This window comes from Salinisphaera orenii subsp. halophila YIM 95161 (assembly GCF_003732545.1).
Classification (GTDB): Bacteria; Pseudomonadota; Gammaproteobacteria; order Nevskiales; family Salinisphaeraceae; genus Salinisphaera; species Salinisphaera orenii_A.
In genome coordinates, this window is the sequence record NZ_AYKF01000143.1 from 23,731 (window position 1) to 41,204 (window position 17,474).

Below are 17,474 nucleotides of genomic sequence, written 5' to 3' on the forward strand. Positions count from 1 at the left end.
GTAGCAGCCCTGGGTCTGCTCCGACGCCATCGTTCGGCGTTGGTCTCGTACCGCAAGGCGCCCGGTCCTCGGTGTGCGCCCTGCGTACGATACCGGCCGGAATCAGCCCTTTTGCGAGCCGCCCTCGTCCCGTTCGAACTCGTGCACGGCGCTCATGAGGTCGTCGAACGCGTCGTCGCGCTCGGCGGCGGCGTCGGCCATGGCGTCGAGATCGTCGCTGGGGGCTGCCTCGGTGCGCGGCGGCGCGGAATCGGGCGGGCTCGCCGCCGTTGATGGGCCCGTTGATGGGCCCGTTGACGGGCCCGTCGATGGGCCGGAGGCCGGGGCACTGCTACTGCCCGCCGCCGAACCGGCCGATGACGACTGCGCCTTGCCCGGCTTGCCGGCGTTCTCGCTCTCGGTTTCGCAGAGCCAGACCTGATCGCCCGTCCACACGATCTGTGTGATCCGGGCGCGCCACTGCTTGTTCGCACGCGTGACGATGCGCACCGTGTCGCCGACCTCGACGGGGTCGGTGGTCCGGCAGCCCCAGTTGCCGTTACGGAGTTTGCAGGGGCTGGCTTCGATCAGGTCGTCTTCGCTCATGGGTCTCGGGGTCGTGCGGTGAGGCGGTGCATGGAATGACACGCACGCTAGGGGTAATGGGCGCAGATTTCCAGCAGCCCGCGTCGTTCGTGCAGGATGATCGCGGACTCGGCGTCCCCGGCGACGACGCCCGACTGGGGTTCGGCCGACACGAAGACGGCGCGCCTGTAGCCAAGGAAACGAAGCGGGCGGCCCCGCCGGCACGCTCTGCCCGCGATCGCCGCCCCCACACGGCGCAAGGGATGCCGCCGGGTGGGCCCGCCGAATCTCACCGCAGGATCTCGGCGACCGCATCGGAGCGATAGAAGTCCTCGAGCTGGCGACGAATGGCCGGCGCCAGCATGCCCCGTTCCCGGAGTGCATCAACGACCTGCGGCAGAAACCGCATGCCGTCGCGCACCATCATGTCGCGGGTGACGCCGATATCGTCGAGCAGCTCGGTGAGGGTCGCGTCCCTGTAGGTCTCGAAGAAGACCTCGACACCGCTCTCGATCAGCCGGCGGTAGATCGGTGTGCGGCGCAGGCGCTGCCAGTATTCATAGCCGATGACGAACAGCTCCTGGACATCCAGCTGACCGGCGAGATCGCGCACGGAGGCGACGGAGCGGTGCTTGTGATCGTCCCAGAAATCGAGCACGGCCCGGCGCAGTTCGTCCGACTCGAAGGCGTCGTGCAGCCAGGCTTCACTGGCGCGCATCCCGGCTTCGGTATTGCGCTCGACGTAGCGCCGGATGCCGCGCTCGAGCGCCTCGCCGATCTGCGGCGGGGCGCGATCGGCGACGGCGCGGCCGATCCTCATCGCCGTGCGCGCGCCGGGCACCCGTGCGGCACGCAGCTTGCTCTCGGCCACGTAACCACGGAGGCCGGAATACAACAGCTGGGCGACCAGATCCGAGAAGACCGGATTGGACACGGACTGGTGGATGACCTCGTCGCGCAGTCGCTGCATCTCCAGCAGCTTGTCGAGCAGTTCCTCGAACTCGCGGTCGGGCAGCAGCTCCACCAGCGTGGTCTGTTCGTGCACGGGGTGTTCGTGGATCGCCACCGCGATATCGCCCACGAGCGCCGGGATCGCCCCGCCCACCTTCATATCGGCGGCGTAGTCGACGGCGGTACGCTGGACCGACTCGACGCTGATGACCTCGCCCAACCGCAGCCGGGCGGCGTCCGCCAGCAGCCAGTCGAGACGGCGCTCGAGCTCGGCCTGCAGCGCATCGCCCTGCAGACGAGCGATCACCCAGGCGACATGAGCGTCCAGCAACGCCTCGGCTTTCGAGCCTGCGAAATGGTCGGTGTCCGTCATGGCTCGGCTGCTCCGATCGATGAGCCTGCGATATTATCAGCCCACGATGACAAACCCCGGCGACGCGCACCATCGGCTCGAACTCGCGCGGTTCGCCACGGGCCGAGCGCGGTCAACTTTCCGCGCCGATGGGGCCGTTCGACGCCCGACTTTGCAAACCCGACCGACGCCCGGCGCGAAAGCGCCGTCACATCGCCAGCCTCGACCCGGCCGGACCGCGCCGCCCATTGCATCGGTCGGGACATCGACGGTCGGATCGCAACTCACGATTGAGCACGTCCCGGATCACGAGAACCGAGGGCGTAACCGGCTTGGCGCGCAACGACCGATAACCCTCGCCACCCGTGTCCGAAACGACCCGCCGATGCCAGAGAGCGTCGGACTTCCAGCCCGAGATTCCGCGACAGCGCCGCGTTGCCGTGGTGTCGCTGTGCCTTACACAACGCGCTAGAGAGCGCGCCCAAGGATCATAACCTTTTGTTTTAAAAACGAATGATTCGCAGGCACGTTTCTTGGTTGCGATGTAACCACGGCCACAACCGCCCAGGCAGAACGATGCGCTGTACAGATCGAATCATCGCCGGTGCCCTGGTCTGTCTGGCGGCCTCCGCCAACGCCCACGCCACGGTAGTCTATAACTGGCACAACACGACTTCGGGGACGCGTGTCTCGGCCGTAGCCGGGACTTTACGGGTGGACGATGCCCACTACCGGGCGGGCGCTGTCGATTTCGACACCCGCGCCGTATCGGGCAACCCCGACGGCAGCCTGGACAGCCCGCTGTCGGAATCGGGACTGATTCTGAACTACAACTACACCCTGCCGAACGACAAGACGGCGACCAGCGGCCCGATTCCCGTTTTCGTCGACCCGACGCGGCCGGGTTTCGACGACAGCAACTTCGGGAACGCGCTGGTCGCGGCGCTGATATTCAACGACGACAAGACGTTGAGCGGTCGTTTCGACGTTGCCACGCCGGGCGATCGCTTCAGCTCGCATGGGGCCGGACGGTCGTGGACGGTCACCGCCGTCGCCAGCGATTTTTTCGAGGACGGCTGCAACATCGATCCCGCGTGTACCGGCGGGACGGGATTCTGGCTACTGAATGAGTCGACTCGGCCGGAGACGGTCACCGTGCCCACCGCGGGTATCTGGAGCCTGTACGCCCTGGCCGTCTCCGCCATGTTCGGCGCATTCCGATTCGGGGCTCGCGGGCCCAGCCCGGCGCGGACGTGATGCATCGGCATGCATTGGCGTCATCCATTTCGTGAATGAGCGCTCGCGCCACGGTCGATCGGCTGCGAGCGACGCAGCCGGGAATCCGCAGCACCGGCAGCGCCCGCCCGATCCGCATTTCCGGACCCGCTGTGACCGCGAGCGAAGGCAGGCGCCTTCGCCTCGTTCGGTCGTGTTTTCGGCGCGGATCGCACGGACGTGCCCGACATTGGGAAACCCTGGTCGTCCATCACGATTTTCGAACGCGCACCGCCTCGGCGGGCACCAGTCCGCACCGGACGACTGCGGCGCCTCGCGCGCAATGGCGGTAAGCTCTACGCGCGCCAGGCGCACCGGGGGCTGCAGCGTTCATGATTTCATTAGGAATTAGTGGCATGGAAAACATCCTCATCTCGGTCGTCATACCCACCTACAACCGGGCCGATCTGCTGCGCAGCGCGCTGCAGAGCGTAGCCGCATCCCGGGATGTCGAAGCCGACCGGGTCGAAGTGCTGGTGATCGACAACAACAGCGTCGACGACACTCGGGCCGTGGTCGACGAGATTCGAGCCGCGCCCTATCCGTTTCCACTGCGCTACGTGCTGGAGACGCGTCAGGGGCTGTCCCATGCACGTAACCGAGGCGCGGCAGAAGCCGCCGGCTTCTATCTCGTGTTCATGGATGACGATCAAATGATCCACGAGCGCTATCTCGCCCATATCGAACCGGCGTTCACGGCAACCGGCGCCGACTGCATCGGGGGCCCCGTGCGCTACTACAACGCGACCGGGCTGCCCGAATGGCTGCCGCCGCTTCTCGAACACGTCGGCCAGTTCGACCTGGGCGGGGAGACACGGGCGCTGAGCGAACACGATGACGTGCTGCGAGGCGGGAACATGGTCATCCCGAAGGCCCTGCTAGCCTCGCTGGGCGGATTCGACGTCCGCCTCGGGCGTGTCGGCACCACACTGCTGTCGGATGAGGAGACCGAACTCCAGGCCCGCATGCGCAGAGGCGGTCACCGCATCGTCTACGTGCCGGCGCTCGTCCAGCATCACTATCTGGATCCCGACCGGCTTTCCCGGCACCACTGGCGGCGGCATCGCTTCGACTACGGTCGGACGATCTTCCGACGCCGCCTGGCCGACGGCGATTTCACGGCCGGCCGCACGTTTCTCGGGGTCCCGCGCTGGCTCTGGCTGCAGATGCTGACCCGGGAACTCCGGCTCTACGGCACCGCCTGTCTGTTGCGGCGCGAGGACCGCTTCGACCGCCAGCTCCGGCTCTGCGAATGCCTGGGCCAGATGTACCAGGCCCGCGAGAACATCAGGACGCTGGAACGGACCACCGCCCGAGCGGAATGACGTCGGGCATCGCGCCCCGACCAACGCAGCGTTCGCAACCGGTCGGCCCGTGACACCATGAACCAGGAGTGCTAGCCGTCACACCGGGGTTAGGACGCCGGTGCCGGCCGGTCGACGCTCGCTCAACGTGCGGCCAGCTGGCCCGCCAGATTCGCGTTATCGAAATCGTAGCCGAGCAGCGCGATATCCTCGGCGTAGACCATCGCGACGATCTCGCGGGTCTCGTCGGAATAGTAGTCCCGGTAGTCGCGATGACGGCTCGGATTGGTGCTGCGCAGGGTCGCGGGTACGCCCACGCGGCGGGCGATATGGGCGAAATCCTCGGCGAGGTTCTCGAACAGGCCGATGAAGTCGAGATCGATCTTTCGCCGCTTGTCCCGCATGAAGTGGTGCTGCGGCTTGAAGTGGTGCCACTTCCAGATGTTGGCCGGGCTCAGCCACCGTTTCACGAAGTCGTCGAAGTCGGCATAGCCGCGCAGCTCGCGGTCGAACCACTGCGCGTCCCGATCCCCGAAGCCGCCCGCCTGCAGAAAGAAATAAGCCGAAACCAGGCGATCCCATGGATTGCGCACGATCGTGAACTTGAAGTATCGCTCGATCAGCCGCGGCTCGAAGGCTTCGAGATACTGGTCGAGAGTCGTGTGCCCGCCCGCCAGATTGCCGTACAGTGCCCGGCAGACCGACACGCCGGCGCATTTCGGTATATGGATGAATAATGACCGCGTGTCGTCGAACGGCTTGTATGAATAGTCGGCATCCGTGACCCGAGCGCGCCGCGCCTGCATGGTGCGATAACTTCGGCGGTTCCGTATGCGGTAATCCCACCATTTGAGCTCCATGTACGCTCTTGGAGGGATCATCTCCAACATCTTTTCTTTCATTTTCGAAGTACTCACGCCGGAACGGGATGGGCGGCGGCTTGCCGCCTTGCGACGGTCGCTGGTGGGCCGGCACGTCGTCGCCCGTGCCGCGTGCCGGATCGGGCAGAGCCAGGCGAATGCTAGCGCATTCCCGCCGCGCCGGCTTCGTGACCGGCGCCGACATACGATTCGCTTCCTGATTCGATCGCGTTCCCGCGACGTCTCGGTGGGTGTCAACTTCAACGCCCGCGCTGGTAACGATTCCAGCCCAGGCTCTCGCGCCGAGACAGCACACGGAACGGTCGAGCGCACCCACCCCGGCCCTCGTGCTGGCGCCGATCCGATGGTGAACCGTTCAACCACGACTCACCAAATCGGCGCATACTCATGTTCCGATTAACGTTGGAGGGGTTGTTCATGCGTGTTCTCACCGCTCTTGTCGCACTCGTGGCCGTGGCCGCGAGCGGTCTCGGGTTGCAGGGTTGTGTGCTGGCCGCCGCCGGCGCGGGTGCGGCGGGCGGTTACGCCGCCCACGAGGAGGGCTATCGGGTGCAGTCGCCGGTCAAGAAGGACGAGGCCGGGGGTTACAAGGGCCAATCGCCTGTCACGCACGACGAGCGCGAGGACGAGACGCCGCAAGCCGGCGACAACCCTTAGGGCCCGCGCGGTCGGCGCGTTTGCCCGCAGCCGGCCGCTCCGCATCGGCGCTCGATCTTGCGCCATCCGCATCCGGTCGGACCAGCGGCCGCAAACGCGCCCTTTGGCGTCGCGCCGGCGCGGATACTGGCAGAACGCGCCGCGCGAATGGCACAGATTGAGCCCCGGTTCCGACGTCCGTTTCCACGAGAGACCGAGACCCTCGGCGCGCCGCCGGGCGATCGCCCCCAGCGCGCCATAGCGGCGGCGGCATATCGGTCCGATGGACGACCCGGCGACGTGCTGATCGGCGGCGCACCGCTCGTCTCGAGAAACGCAGTCGACACGGGCCCGGCCAATCGCCGTCCCGCCCATTCCGCCAGCGCTAATAGCATGCCGACGGCCCAGTCCGCACGGCCGGTCGAATGGCTCATCCATGCGGGTGCACTTCGGCCCGGATAACGAATCGGCACACTCGATCCGGGCCGCGGCGGCCCTGGCTTGGCGGCCCCGCTCTTTGCCGCACTCAGCTACAGCCAAGCACTGCCGGCATTCGACCGCCGTTTTCCCTCGTCGGCGACGAGCCTGGCACGAAACCCGCTTGTTACAGATCACGAGGCCGACGCCGGTCGGTATCAGGCCATGAGGCGCGCTGCGCCCGGCACGAGCGCCTTTACGCGCTTGCTCGGCCCGGCGTATGTTGAATTACCGCCACAAGGGAGAACAAGAATGCATACACTCGCGCGGAAGCTGGGGCTGAAGACCGATCCGACGATCTTCTTCGCCTCCGCCGGCATCATGGTGGTATTTCTTGCTGCCCTGCTCGTGGCCCCCGGGCCCATCGGCGACGCCTTCGGCGCCGGCCGGACCTGGATCGTCACCAATCTCGGCTGGTTCTTCATCCTGGGCGTGACCAGCTGGGTCGCCTTCCTGCTCTGGGTCGCACTGAGCCGCTACGGCGCGATCCGGCTCGGCGGCAACGACGCCAGGCCGGACTACGGCAACATCTCCTGGTTCACCATGCTGTTCGCCGGCGGCATCGGCACGGTACTGATGTTCTGGGGCGTGGCCGAACCGATGTCGCACTTCGCGACCCCGCCACGACCGGACGTCGAGCCGTTCTCGGTGCAGGCCGCGGACGATGCGATGGGTTTCGCGATCTACCATCTGGGTCTGCACACCTGGGCGATCTTCACCCTGCCCGGCCTGGCCTTCGCGTACTTCATCTACCGCTACAAGCTGCCGATGCGTTTCAGCTCGGTCTTCTACTCGCTGATCGGTGATCGCATCTACGGCCCGATCGGCAAGACGCTGGATATCTTTGCCGTGCTTGGCACCCTGTTCGGTGTCGCCGTGTCGATCGGTCTGGGCACCCAGCAGATCAACGCCGGCCTGACCGAACTGATGGGCGTGCCCGACAGCGTCACCACCAAGGTGCTGATCATCGCGGCCCTCACCGCGGTGGCGACCTGCTCGATCGTCGCGGGGCTGGATTCCGGCGTGAAGCTGCTGTCGAACATCAACATCGGCATGGCGGTCGGCCTGATGATCTTTGTGCTGGTGACAGGCTCGACCGTGTTCCTGCTGCGCGCCATCGTCGAGACCTTCGGGATCTACATCACCAACATACTGCCGATGGCGTTCTGGAACGACGCGCTGGCTGAATACACGCACGAGGAAGGCGGCTGGGGCTGGCAGGGCGGCTGGACCGTCTTCTACTGGGCCTGGACGGTGACCTGGTCGCCGTTCATCGGCATCTTCGTGGCGCGCATTTCCCGCGGCCGCACGATCCGCGAGTTCGTGCTGGGGGTGCTGTTCGCGCCGTCCGTCTTCACGCTGGTGTGGTTCGCCATATTCGGCTGGTCGGCGATGGAGATCGACGGCATCGGTGCGGACGCCCGTGCTGCTCTAGGGGCGCAGGCGGGCCAGATATCGGACGCGGTGGCCAACAGCATCCCGCTGGCGATGTTCGCCTTCTTCGAGAATTTCCCGTTCACGACGCTGATCCAGGGCCTGGCCGTGGTGATCGTGGCGATATTCTTCGCCACCTCGTCGGACTCCGCCTCGCTGGTCGTGGACATGCTCTGCACCGGTGAACCCGACGCCGGGCCCGTGCACCAGCGCATGTTCTGGGGCATCTCCGAAGGCGTGCTGGCGGCGATGCTGATCGTGCTCGCCGGCGAGGCAGGCCTCACCGCGCTTCAGCAGGTGATCACCGTCATCGGGCTGCCGATCTTCATTCTGGTCTTCGGCATGATGTTCGCGCTCATGCGCGGGCTGTCGCAGGAGGATCTCAGCGAGATCACCGTCGGCAAGCCGCCCAGCGTCGAGCAGCTCTAGGCCGGTCGCAGCGGGCGGCGGGCCGTGACGATCACCCGCCGCCCGCCTGGCGATGGCTTTCACGGCCCGCCATCTCGGAATCCACGGTCCCGACAATTCCCCACACGTCAGTCGAGGTCACGGAACCCCAAAGCGCGCCCTGCCTCACACACGAAGTGCAACCGGCCCGCCATGTACCGCCCGATCGCAGCCACGGCGGAACTCGAATCGCATCGTCGTAGCCCGTCGCCCCGAATTTATTTTTCATCGACGCGATCATGCCGCCATGAATCGGCATAGAATCGATTAAAACCACAGGAGGTGGTCATGGCCCGAGTGAACTACACGTTCGAAAAGCAGCAGCGGGCGGCCAACAAGAGCCGTCAGCAGGAAGAAAAGCGCAACAAGCGGCACGAGCGCCGACAGAATGCGCGGCACGCGTCCGCCACGACGGAGGATCTGTCATGAGCAAAGGCATGGACCGCAAGAAAGGCGAGAAGAAAAAGCCCACACGCACGCTCAAGGAAAAGCGTGCCGCCAAGGCCGACGCTCGGGGCAAGGGGCCGAAGGGGCTGCTCGACTGATCGGGCCCGGCCGTCCCGAACGGCACTGATCCAGGCCGCGGCACCCGCGGCCTGTGCCATGCGACGCGCTGGAAACGGCGCGTCCGCGTCAGCTCAATGCGACCGGCTCACTGGAACGGACCCAGTCGTGGAGCGCATCGGCGGTCAACGGCCGGGCGAATAAGTAGCCCTGGGCCTGTTCGCAGCCCCAGTCGAGAAGCAGCCTCAGGGTCGCTTGGTTCTCGACGCCCTCCGCGACGATGCGGTAATCCAGATCGTGTGCGAGGCGAACGATCGCCCGCGTGAGCACCTGCCCGCGTTCGTCGCGATCGAGCGTCTGCACGAAGCGCCGGTCGATCTTGATCTTGCCGGCATTGAGTTTCTGCAGATAGGCCAAATTGCAGTAGCCGGTACCGAAGTCGTCGATCGCGGTCGTGACACCGATCGCATGTAGTTGTTCGAGTCTGGGCACGGCGGCATCGAGGTCGTCGATGAGCGTGCTCTCGGTGAACTCGACCTCGAGACTGTCACCCGGCAGCGCATGCCTGCGCAGATGCGCGTCAACGCGTTCGACGATCGCCTCGTCGGCGATATCGTGGGCCGAAAGATTGACCGCGACCGGCAGCGTGAGCCCGCGCCGACGCCATGCGGCATTCTGCGCCAGCGCGGTATCGAGCACCCAATCGGTGAGCGGCCGCATCAGCGCGGTGCGCTCGGCGGCATCGATGAGCTCCGCCGGTGAAACGAAGCCGAGCACCGGATGCTGCCACCGCAGCAGCGCCTCGACGCCGACGCAGTCACCACGGGCGACATCGACCTTGGGCTGATATTCCAGATACAGCTCGTCGCCCGCCTCCAGCGCGCCCCGCAGATCGGTCAGCAGGCGAACCCGGCGCTGGCGACGGGCCTCGCCCGCCGGCTCGTAGTAGCACCAGCAGCAATCGCTTTCCCAGGCGTCGTCCGCCGCCGCCGACGCCCGGCGCAGAATCTCGGCGGCATCGATGTCGGCCTCGTCGCCCGCATCGATCCGGGTGACGCCCATGACCGTATCGGGCGCGAGAAGGATACCGATCTCCGAGTCGAAAGGCTGACGCAGGGTCTTCATCAACCGATACAGATAGTCCCGAGTGCGTTCGTCGGGCTGCTCGCGCAGCAGCACACCGAAGCGGAACAGCCCGATGCGATAGATCGGGTGCGCGTGGCCGAGCGCGTCCGCCAGCCGCTCGATGCATTCCGCGATGAACCGCTCGGTGTGCTGGTAACCCAGCACCTGGATCAGGTCGTGCATCTGCCGCGGCATCGCGACATCGACCACGCCCAGCAGCGACGCGTGGGAGTCGCCCGCTGTGGGGGACCGCCGCAACGCGGTGCCGAGCGTCTCCAGCAGCCGCTGGCGCGTGAAGATCCCGGTGGCGGCATCCAGATAACCCGCCGATTCGCGCATGCGGACCCAGCCGCTCACGAGCGCGGCCAGATCCACGAGCGTCTGCGTCTGCTCGACGCCGAAGTCGGGTTGCGGCTCCCGGCTCATCACGCACAGCGTGCCCAGGCTGTAACCGTCGATCGTGCGAATGGGCGCCCCCGCATAGAAACGGACATGCGGCGGCTGCGCCACGAAGGGATTGTCCGCGAACCGATCGTCGGCAACGAGGTCGGGGACGACCATGACCTCATCGGCCTCGATCGCGTGGGCGCAGAACGAGTGGGCGCGCGGCGTACCGAGCAGCTCGACGCCCACACCCGCCTTGAACCACTGCCGGCTCGCATCGACCAGGGTGACCAGGCTGACGGGCATATCCAGCAGGCGCGCGGCCAGGCCGGTGGCGCGATCCAGTACCGGATCGCGCGGCGCGTGAATCAGATCGAGGCGGTGAAGCGCGTTCAGCCGCTCCGCTTCGCGCGTGGAAGCGTGTGACGTACTCATGATCGAGCCGGTTTCAGGATACGGTGCCTCGGTAGAACTACGGAAGCGGCGTTTCTTTCATATTCAGGGGCGGCCTTTCAACCCTGGCGCTCAACAATGTATCGGCGCTTCGGCCGCCGACATGACCGGTCCGCGGTATTCGTGTTGCCACGGTATGTCATCTGGCAGATCGAATGTGCCACGCATGCGCCTGTTCATGAACGCGACGCCACGCCCGTCCCGCCGCGAGATCACTAGCCGAAAACCGCGCCCGAGCCCCGGCGCCGAGCGGGCAGGCAAAGGCCTCACTGATTCGTGGGCGCTGATCGAACATCCCGTGTGCGGCGAGGTCACGCGCCCGGTACGTCGGGCAGACCGGTGCCGACTGGCGAGCGACACGGCAGGCCGCACTGCGGGCGCGTCGTGCGTGCGCCTGTTGCGAAGGCGGGCGCGCATTCAACGTGCGCTCGCGGTATGCTCTGGTTAGGGTATGGGACCGCGACCGCCCACCAGCGAGGCGCAGCGCACGGCATGGGCGGCGCAGCGGCCCTGGGTGCGTGGCGGATAGGCGAGATATTCAACGGCTCTACAGCGCACATCAACGAGGCGCGAAGAGCGCGCGCCGACCTGGCGGGATGGACGACTATCGCGATGAAGACATTCGCCGACCGAGTCTGCCATTGGTCTCGCTTCATGCTCGTGGGGCACGCCGAGACCCCGGCCCATCGCATGCATCTGGTGTTCCTGTTCGCGGTGGCCATCGGCTGCTTCGCCGGCGCGGCCCTCAATTACTTCGGCGCCATCACCCATCTGCTCTACGTCGCCATACTGACGATCTTCGGCCTGGTGGTGCTGGCCATGTGGTGGCATGCGCGTCGCTACGAACAGGCGCAGCGCATCGCCGTGATCTTCTGCGCGGGCGCGGTGTTCGCGATCCTGCCGTTGAACTGGATCTTCAATCAGGGCCTGGACGGGCCGAGCCTGATGATTCTGGTCGTGGTGGCCGGCTATGCCTTCGGTGCCCTGGTAATCCGCCCCTGGCAGCGCGTCCTGCTGATGGCGTGCTTCGTGATCGTGCCGAGCGCTCTCATCGGCGCCGATTATCTCTGGCCGGGCTGGACGCCGACCTACGCCTCGCGCGAACTCCAGGCGATCGACGCCGCGGTGACCTACTACATCTGTGTCGCGCTGCAGTTCGCGCTGATCAGCGGCTTCTTTCGACGCTTTCGCAGCGAGCAGCGCCTGATTCAGGAATACGCCGAGCAGCTGCGCGAGACCTCCCGGCTGGACAGCCTCACCGGGCTGCTCAACCACGGCGCCTTCTATTCGGCGCTGGACGCGGCGATCTCGGGCGAGCAGCAGCCGAGACACCACTGCGCCCTGGTCTTGTACGATCTCGATCACTTCAAGCGGATCAACGACAGCCGCGGCCATCTCTATGGCGACGAGACGCTGCGCCGGTTCGCGCGTCTTCTGGAGGATACCGCCCGGACGTTCGGCGCCACCGCCGGACGCTGTGGCGGCGAGGAGTTCGCGGTGCTGCTTCGCCCGGCCTCCTCGTCCACGGTCCAGGCCATGGACGACGCGCTCCGCGCCCGCTGCGCGGCCCAGCCGCTGGCGCACGGCGTGATCCGCGTCAGCGGCGGCGTGGCCTTTTCCTCCGCGGACACGACGATCCGCTGGATGGAGCGGGCCGACGAGGCGCTCTATACCGCCAAGACCCGCGGACGGGATCGAACGCTGTTCGACCCCGTCGCTGCCGCCGATCCGGGCGCCATCGCCGAACCGATGCACGAGCTGCAGCGTCGCGTCGCCGCCGGCTCCTGAGCCGGGGCGCGGGCCGGTCGCGGGCCGGCGCTTGTCGACGCACAAGGTCTTGGCGCAGCTCGGCGCTCGGCGGAGCAGACCGCCCAATCGAGACCGGCCATACCTCTATCGGCGGCGATAGGATGGCTTACGCACGAGCGCTCGCGGCCGACGTCGACGACCACCGGCTACGCCGCTATGGTCGGCGGCGGCCTGGCGCGCATTGAACGCCGGCACGACAATGCTTCAGTGAGGCGCCCTTCACTGCCCCGTCCGGCCGACTGCAAACGTAATCCGCGAGCCCAACGCGCCGCCGCCCTCGGGCCACATGCCCGCAACCAGCGCGGAACGACCCACTCGTCTTCCGCGCGGCGCCATCCCAAGCGCGGTATGGTAACCCTACGAACGGGTCGGGGGCCCCGAGGGATGCCGAGAGCCAGTCACAAGGCACACGAAGGCTTTGAAGCACATCATCGTCGCGCGGTGCTGCAGGTGCTGCTCGTGCTCACCGCCGTCTGCGGTGCCGCGTACGTGGTGATCAACCTGCGCGCCGAACAGTACGTGCTGATGGTGATCGAACTGTTGATGACGGTGTTTGCCTGCACGCTTTTGTTCGTCATCCGCGGCACCCGCCATCTCAAGGCCTGGACGATCGTCTTCATCATCCCCTTCTATTCGGTGATGATGTACGGGTTCTACAGTCCGGAGACCGAAATCACGGTCTTCGGCTGGGTCCTGGTGATACCGCTGCTCGCGCACCTTCTGCTGGGACGCCGCCTCGGCGCGGCGGTCTCGGTGTTCTTCGTCGGGGTGGCCGGCGTGCTTTTCCTGTATCGCTTCGGCGGCGACGCGATCGTGCAGGCCCCCGGCTCTATCGCCAACATTGCCATGGCCACCGCGACCGTGTTCGCGCTCTCGCATTTCTACGAGGCCAGCCGCGAGCAGGCCGAACGTAGGCTTTCGGACATGGCGATGACGGATTCGCTGACCGGCCTGCCCAATCGGGCGTATCTGGAGCAGCTGTTCGAAGACGAAAAGCAGTGGCATGTGACCTCGGGGACGCCCTTGTCGCTGCTCATGGTCGATCTCGATTTCTTCAAGCAGGTCAATGATCGTCACGGGCACGACGCCGGAGATGCCGCCCTGCGCGATATAGCCGGCGTCATGCGCGACAACCTTCGCGAGCACGACACCGTCGGCCGGCTCGGCGGCGAGGAGTTCGCCATTCTGCTGTCCGACACCGACGTCCATCAGGGGCTGATGGTCGCGGAGGGATTGCGCCATGCCATCGCATCACACGGCTGCCGGCACGAGGCGCATATGATCCGCCTCACGGCCAGCCTCGGCGTGGCGACGCTGTCCCTGCCGGAAGAGACGTTCGCCGACCTGCTGCGCCGCGCCGACCACTGCCTCTATCGCGCCAAACGCGCCGGCCGCAATCGCGTGGTCGCCAACACCACGACGGCCGTGCCGAGCGAAACGACGCCGTCGATTCACCCCCACGACGACGCGACCTCGCCGAAGTGACCATCGCGCCGCGCCCGCAGCGTAGCCATAGCCGTAGCCATAGCCGTAGCCATAGCCGTAGCCATAGCCGTAGCCATAGCCGTAGCCGTAGCCGTGGCCGTGGCCGTGGCCGTGGCCGTGGCCACCGGCATTGGCCGCAGCCGATGCGGGCGCGATCAAGCCCGCGATCCATTGAACGGCGACGGCGCCCCCGAACCAGAACCATTACGCCGACATGTCGTCGTCTCTTCGGTGCAAGACGGCCGCCGTATCCTTTCGGCGCGCTGGAAAACCGACACGGGCCGGCTGGAGCATCCACCCGGCTTCCATTCGACAAGCCCGTGGGCGACTGACGACGGGCGGTAGACCGCCAGCGCATCGTGCGTAGGCCGAACAACGGCCCACGGCATTACCATCTCTCCTCGCGCCACGCGGCGATGACCGCATGCCGAGCACACGCGCCGCCGCGGATCGACCGAATCACCGACGTTGTTATAGCCAATGACCGGGCGCATGGCCGCGCCGATCTGCGGCCGGTGCCCTTGCGATGCACTCGCTGCCATTGACGCCGGCCGGCGCCGCGCGGCCATCAGCTTTTCTTGAACGTCATCTTCTGGTTCGCCAGCCGCTCCGGCGCCCCGCTCCACGCGTAGGCGAGCAGCACCGGCTCGTGGTCGCCGGTGGTGAGGCGATGCCGATGATTCGGCGGGTTATACAAAAGCGACCCGGGGGCATAAACGCCGACATCGTTCTCCGAGAGCGTGCCGCTGAGGCAGATATAGGACTCGGTGATGCCGTCGTGGGCGTGCGAGGGATAGGTACAGCCGGGCGTGAGCAGCACCAGACCGAGAATCAGACGTTCGCTGACCACCGGGCCTTTCGGCCCCATCAGCTCCGCGAAGGCATACTTGCCCTGCAGGCTGCGCGGCACCCGATCGTAGCCATAGCGCCAGGCGAGCTGATGCTGCACCCGATCGATGGTGTCCACCAGGGACGCGGTCGGCGTCTGGCGCCCCCGATCGAGCGCGCGCCCGAGCCAGTCGACGACCGGCAGCCGAGCGGGCTCGGGCAGCGACACCGCCGGGTCAAGCGCCATCTCCGCGTTCAACTGGTTGCGAACCGCCTTGAGGTGGCTGCGAATCGGCTTGCTGCCCCCGGCCGAGCCGAACCGGTACATCTGGCGGAACTCGTACATCAGGTAGTGCCAGTCGACATGGGCGTGCAACGTGCCTGCCATGGGCGATTCACTCCGGCGTGAACGGCGGTCGATCCAGGGCCGATGATTGTTGCACGGGCATCCGGAGCGCCGGTATCCGTCAACGTACGAAGGCGGAGCGTTCAATCGGCGCGACGCACCGCACCGCGCCTGCCCGCACCGGATCACGCCATCGAGCGCATCCTCCGGCTCGTCTCGAGCGCGAAGCCAGCCCGTTTTCAACGGCCGGAGCCGCAGGCCCTAGACGGCGGAATCCCCCAATCGCGCTTGCCGCCGCGGGCGGCGATCAGTAACCGAACAGGCGCGGCAACCCGGTCGTCAGAATCGGCACATAGGTGATCAGCGCGAGCACGACGAGCTGCATGAGGATGAAGGGCGTGATCTCGCGAATGAGCTCCTCGATCTTCACGCGCCCGATGGCTGCACCGATGAACAGGCCCGAGCCCACCGGCGGCGTGTTCATGCCCATGATCAGGTTCACGCAGAACACGACGCCGAAGTGGATCGGATCGATGCCGTAGCTGTGGGCGATGGGCGCGAAGATCGGCCCGAAGATGAGAATCGCCGGATACAGATCGATGACGAGCCCGATCGCCAGCAGCGTGATGTTCAGGATCAGCAGGAACACCAGCGGATTGTCGGTGAGCCCCTGAAACAACGCGGCAATGTCCGCCGGCACGCCCTGGGTCGACAGCACGTAGGAGAACAGGCTGCTGGTGGCCAGCAGCAGGAACATGATCGAGCTGGTCTTGGAGGCATTGAAGAACAGCCTTGGCAGCACGCGCAGCTTTAGCGTGCGCATGCCCAGGCTGATCAACAGCGCATAGGCGGCCGCCACCGCCGCGGCCTCGGTCGCCGTATAGACGCCGGTAACGACGCCGAAGGCGATCAGCGCCGGCATCACCAGCACGATCAAGCTCTTGCGCGTGATCGTGAACGCCTGACGCGCGCTGTACGAAAATTCGCGCTTGGGATAGTTGCGGCGCGTACTGATGACGTGATTCATCACCATCAGCGCGGCCGCGGTCAGCAGCCCCGGCACCAGCCCGGCGATGAACAGCCCGCCGATGGAGATGTTGCCCACCGCCAACGCGTAGATCACAAACGTCAGACTGGGCGGGATGATGGGGCCGATCGCCGACGAGGCCACGGTGACGGCGGTCGAGTAGGCGCGTCCGTAGCCGTTCTCGGACATGGCCGGGATCATCACCGAGCCGATGGCCGTGGTATCCGCGGTCGCCGAGCCGGTGATGCCGGAAAAGAAGATGCTGCCGCCGATATTGGTATGGCCGAGGCCGCCGCGCATGCGCCCGACGAACAGATCGGCGAAGTTGGTCAGCGACTTGGTCATGCCCGAATGCAGCATGAGATCGCCGGCCAGAACGAACATCGGAATGGCGACCAGCAGATAGGAGTTAACACCCGCGAACATGTAGTGCGAAGCGACCACCACCGACTCCCCGGAAAGGAGAATGGCGAGCATCGACGCCACGCCGATGGCGAACGCCACCGGCATGCCGAGCACCAGCAGTATGGCGAACGACCCGAGCAGCGCGGCGACGATCATGCCGCACGCTCCCGCGCTAAGCAGCGCACCACGAGCACGAGCGAAAACAACGCATACAGCAGCGCGCTGATCGGAATCGCACCGTAGGGAATGGCCTTCGAGATACCCAGGGCGCCGGTATCGAAACGCGCCAGCAGCGACATCTCCTGCCAGCCGCCGTATACCAGACAGCCCAGAAAGCCGAGGATGAGCAACTGCATGAACAACGTGTTCGCCTGCGCCCAGCGCCCGGAGAACCGGTCCGACAGGATCTGAATACCGGTGTGTTCGTTATTGCGAAAAGCGAACGCGCCGCCGATCATCAGGCCCCAGATCATCAGAAAGCGCGCGGCTTCCTCGGGCCACGGCAGCGCGTTGTCGAGCACGAAGCGAAACCACACCTGCACGCAGATCACGATCAGGATCGCGAGCATGCTCAGCGCCACCAGTGCCTTGATTGCACGGTCGAGCCCTCTAAGTACACGCGCGGCCACGGCCACCCCCTTGAAACGTACGGTTGAACCATGCCGCTCCGCCCGGCCGGGCGGGATCGAACACGGCACTCGCGCGACGCCGAGCCGACGCCGCGCGTGTTGCGAGCGAACCGCCACGCCGCTGGCGCCCGATGCCTAGCATCGAAGGCCAGCGGCCC

Annotated in this window: 14 protein-coding genes; 7 read left to right on the forward strand and 7 right to left on the reverse strand. The window is 66.2% G+C overall.

Features of this window, described 5'->3' with window-relative positions; translation table 11 throughout:
- Positions 1–102: 102 nt before the first annotated feature.
- Together SAHL_RS16780 and SAHL_RS16785 are read right to left on the reverse strand one after the other, a co-directional pair.
- Positions 103–585, reverse strand: coding sequence for a hypothetical protein (locus tag SAHL_RS16780; RefSeq protein ID WP_123592564.1), 483 nt, complete (start codon positions 583–585; stop codon positions 103–105).
- A gap of 268 nt (positions 586–853) precedes the next feature.
- Positions 854–1,888: a hypothetical protein gene (locus SAHL_RS16785; RefSeq protein ID WP_123592565.1), complete on the reverse strand. Its 1,035-nt coding sequence runs from the start codon at positions 1,886–1,888 to the stop codon at positions 854–856.
- A 492-nt stretch (positions 1,889–2,380) separates the two neighbouring features.
- On the opposite strand from SAHL_RS16785, the gene SAHL_RS16790 reads away from it, so the two are divergent.
- Positions 2,381–3,124 (forward strand): hypothetical protein, encoded by a 744-nt coding sequence (locus SAHL_RS16790; protein ID WP_184947799.1) that lies wholly within the window; start codon positions 2,381–2,383, stop codon positions 3,122–3,124.
- Between the two features lie 374 nt (positions 3,125–3,498).
- On the forward strand, positions 3,499–4,467 hold the full coding sequence (locus SAHL_RS16795; protein WP_184947801.1) for a glycosyltransferase family 2 protein: 969 nt from the start codon (positions 3,499–3,501) through the stop codon (positions 4,465–4,467).
- 122 nt (positions 4,468–4,589) lie between these two features.
- On the opposite strand, the gene SAHL_RS16800 is transcribed toward SAHL_RS16795, so the two are convergent.
- Positions 4,590–5,252, reverse strand: coding sequence for a sulfotransferase family 2 domain-containing protein (locus SAHL_RS16800; RefSeq protein ID WP_221178016.1), 663 nt, complete (start codon positions 5,250–5,252; stop codon positions 4,590–4,592).
- 492 nt (positions 5,253–5,744) lie between these two features.
- Between SAHL_RS16800 and SAHL_RS16805 the strand changes: the two genes are divergently transcribed.
- The 3 genes from SAHL_RS16805 (at position 5,745) to SAHL_RS17925 (ending at position 8,750) form a co-directional block, all read left to right on the forward strand.
- Entirely contained in the window at positions 5,745–5,984 is a 240-nt protein-coding gene (locus tag SAHL_RS16805; protein WP_148045599.1) for a hypothetical protein, read from the forward strand.
- A gap of 708 nt (positions 5,985–6,692) precedes the next feature.
- Positions 6,693–8,303 carry a BCCT family transporter gene (locus SAHL_RS16810; protein WP_123592570.1) on the forward strand — a complete coding sequence of 537 codons (1,611 nt, stop codon included), beginning with the start codon at positions 6,693–6,695 and terminating at the stop codon, positions 8,301–8,303.
- Between the two features lie 306 nt (positions 8,304–8,609).
- A complete protein-coding gene (locus SAHL_RS17925) occupies positions 8,610–8,750 on the forward strand; it encodes a hypothetical protein (protein WP_184947803.1) in 141 nt (46 codons plus the stop codon).
- 204 nt (positions 8,751–8,954) lie between these two features.
- Here SAHL_RS17925 and SAHL_RS16815 read toward each other — a convergent pair whose 3' ends face one another.
- The gene (locus SAHL_RS16815; protein WP_123592571.1) at positions 8,955–10,769 is read right to left on the reverse strand and encodes a putative bifunctional diguanylate cyclase/phosphodiesterase; all 1,815 of its coding nucleotides are present in this window, start codon (positions 10,767–10,769) and stop codon (positions 8,955–8,957) included.
- A 630-nt stretch (positions 10,770–11,399) separates the two neighbouring features.
- Here SAHL_RS16815 and SAHL_RS16820 point away from each other — a divergent pair.
- A complete protein-coding gene (locus SAHL_RS16820) occupies positions 11,400–12,575 on the forward strand; it encodes a GGDEF domain-containing protein (protein WP_184947805.1) in 1,176 nt (391 codons plus the stop codon).
- Between the two features lie 177 nt (positions 12,576–12,752).
- Positions 12,753–14,081 (forward strand): GGDEF domain-containing protein, encoded by a 1,329-nt coding sequence (locus tag SAHL_RS16825; protein ID WP_123592573.1) that lies wholly within the window; start codon positions 12,753–12,755, stop codon positions 14,079–14,081.
- Between the two features lie 568 nt (positions 14,082–14,649).
- Here SAHL_RS16825 and SAHL_RS16830 read toward each other — a convergent pair.
- The 3 genes from SAHL_RS16830 to SAHL_RS16840 all read right to left on the reverse strand — a co-directional run bounded on the left by SAHL_RS16830 (position 14,650) and on the right by SAHL_RS16840 (position 17,316).
- Entirely contained in the window at positions 14,650–15,297 is a 648-nt protein-coding gene (locus SAHL_RS16830) for a dimethylsulfonioproprionate lyase family protein (protein ID WP_123592574.1), read from the reverse strand.
- Between the two features lie 265 nt (positions 15,298–15,562).
- Entirely contained in the window at positions 15,563–16,843 is a 1,281-nt protein-coding gene (locus SAHL_RS16835) for a TRAP transporter large permease (RefSeq protein ID WP_123592575.1), read from the reverse strand.
- Positions 16,840–17,316 carry a TRAP transporter small permease gene (locus SAHL_RS16840; protein ID WP_148045600.1) on the reverse strand — a complete coding sequence of 159 codons (477 nt, stop codon included), beginning with the start codon at positions 17,314–17,316 and terminating at the stop codon, positions 16,840–16,842. Before SAHL_RS16840 ends, SAHL_RS16835 begins: the two co-directional genes overlap by 4 nt.
- Positions 17,317–17,474 lie beyond the last annotated feature (158 nt).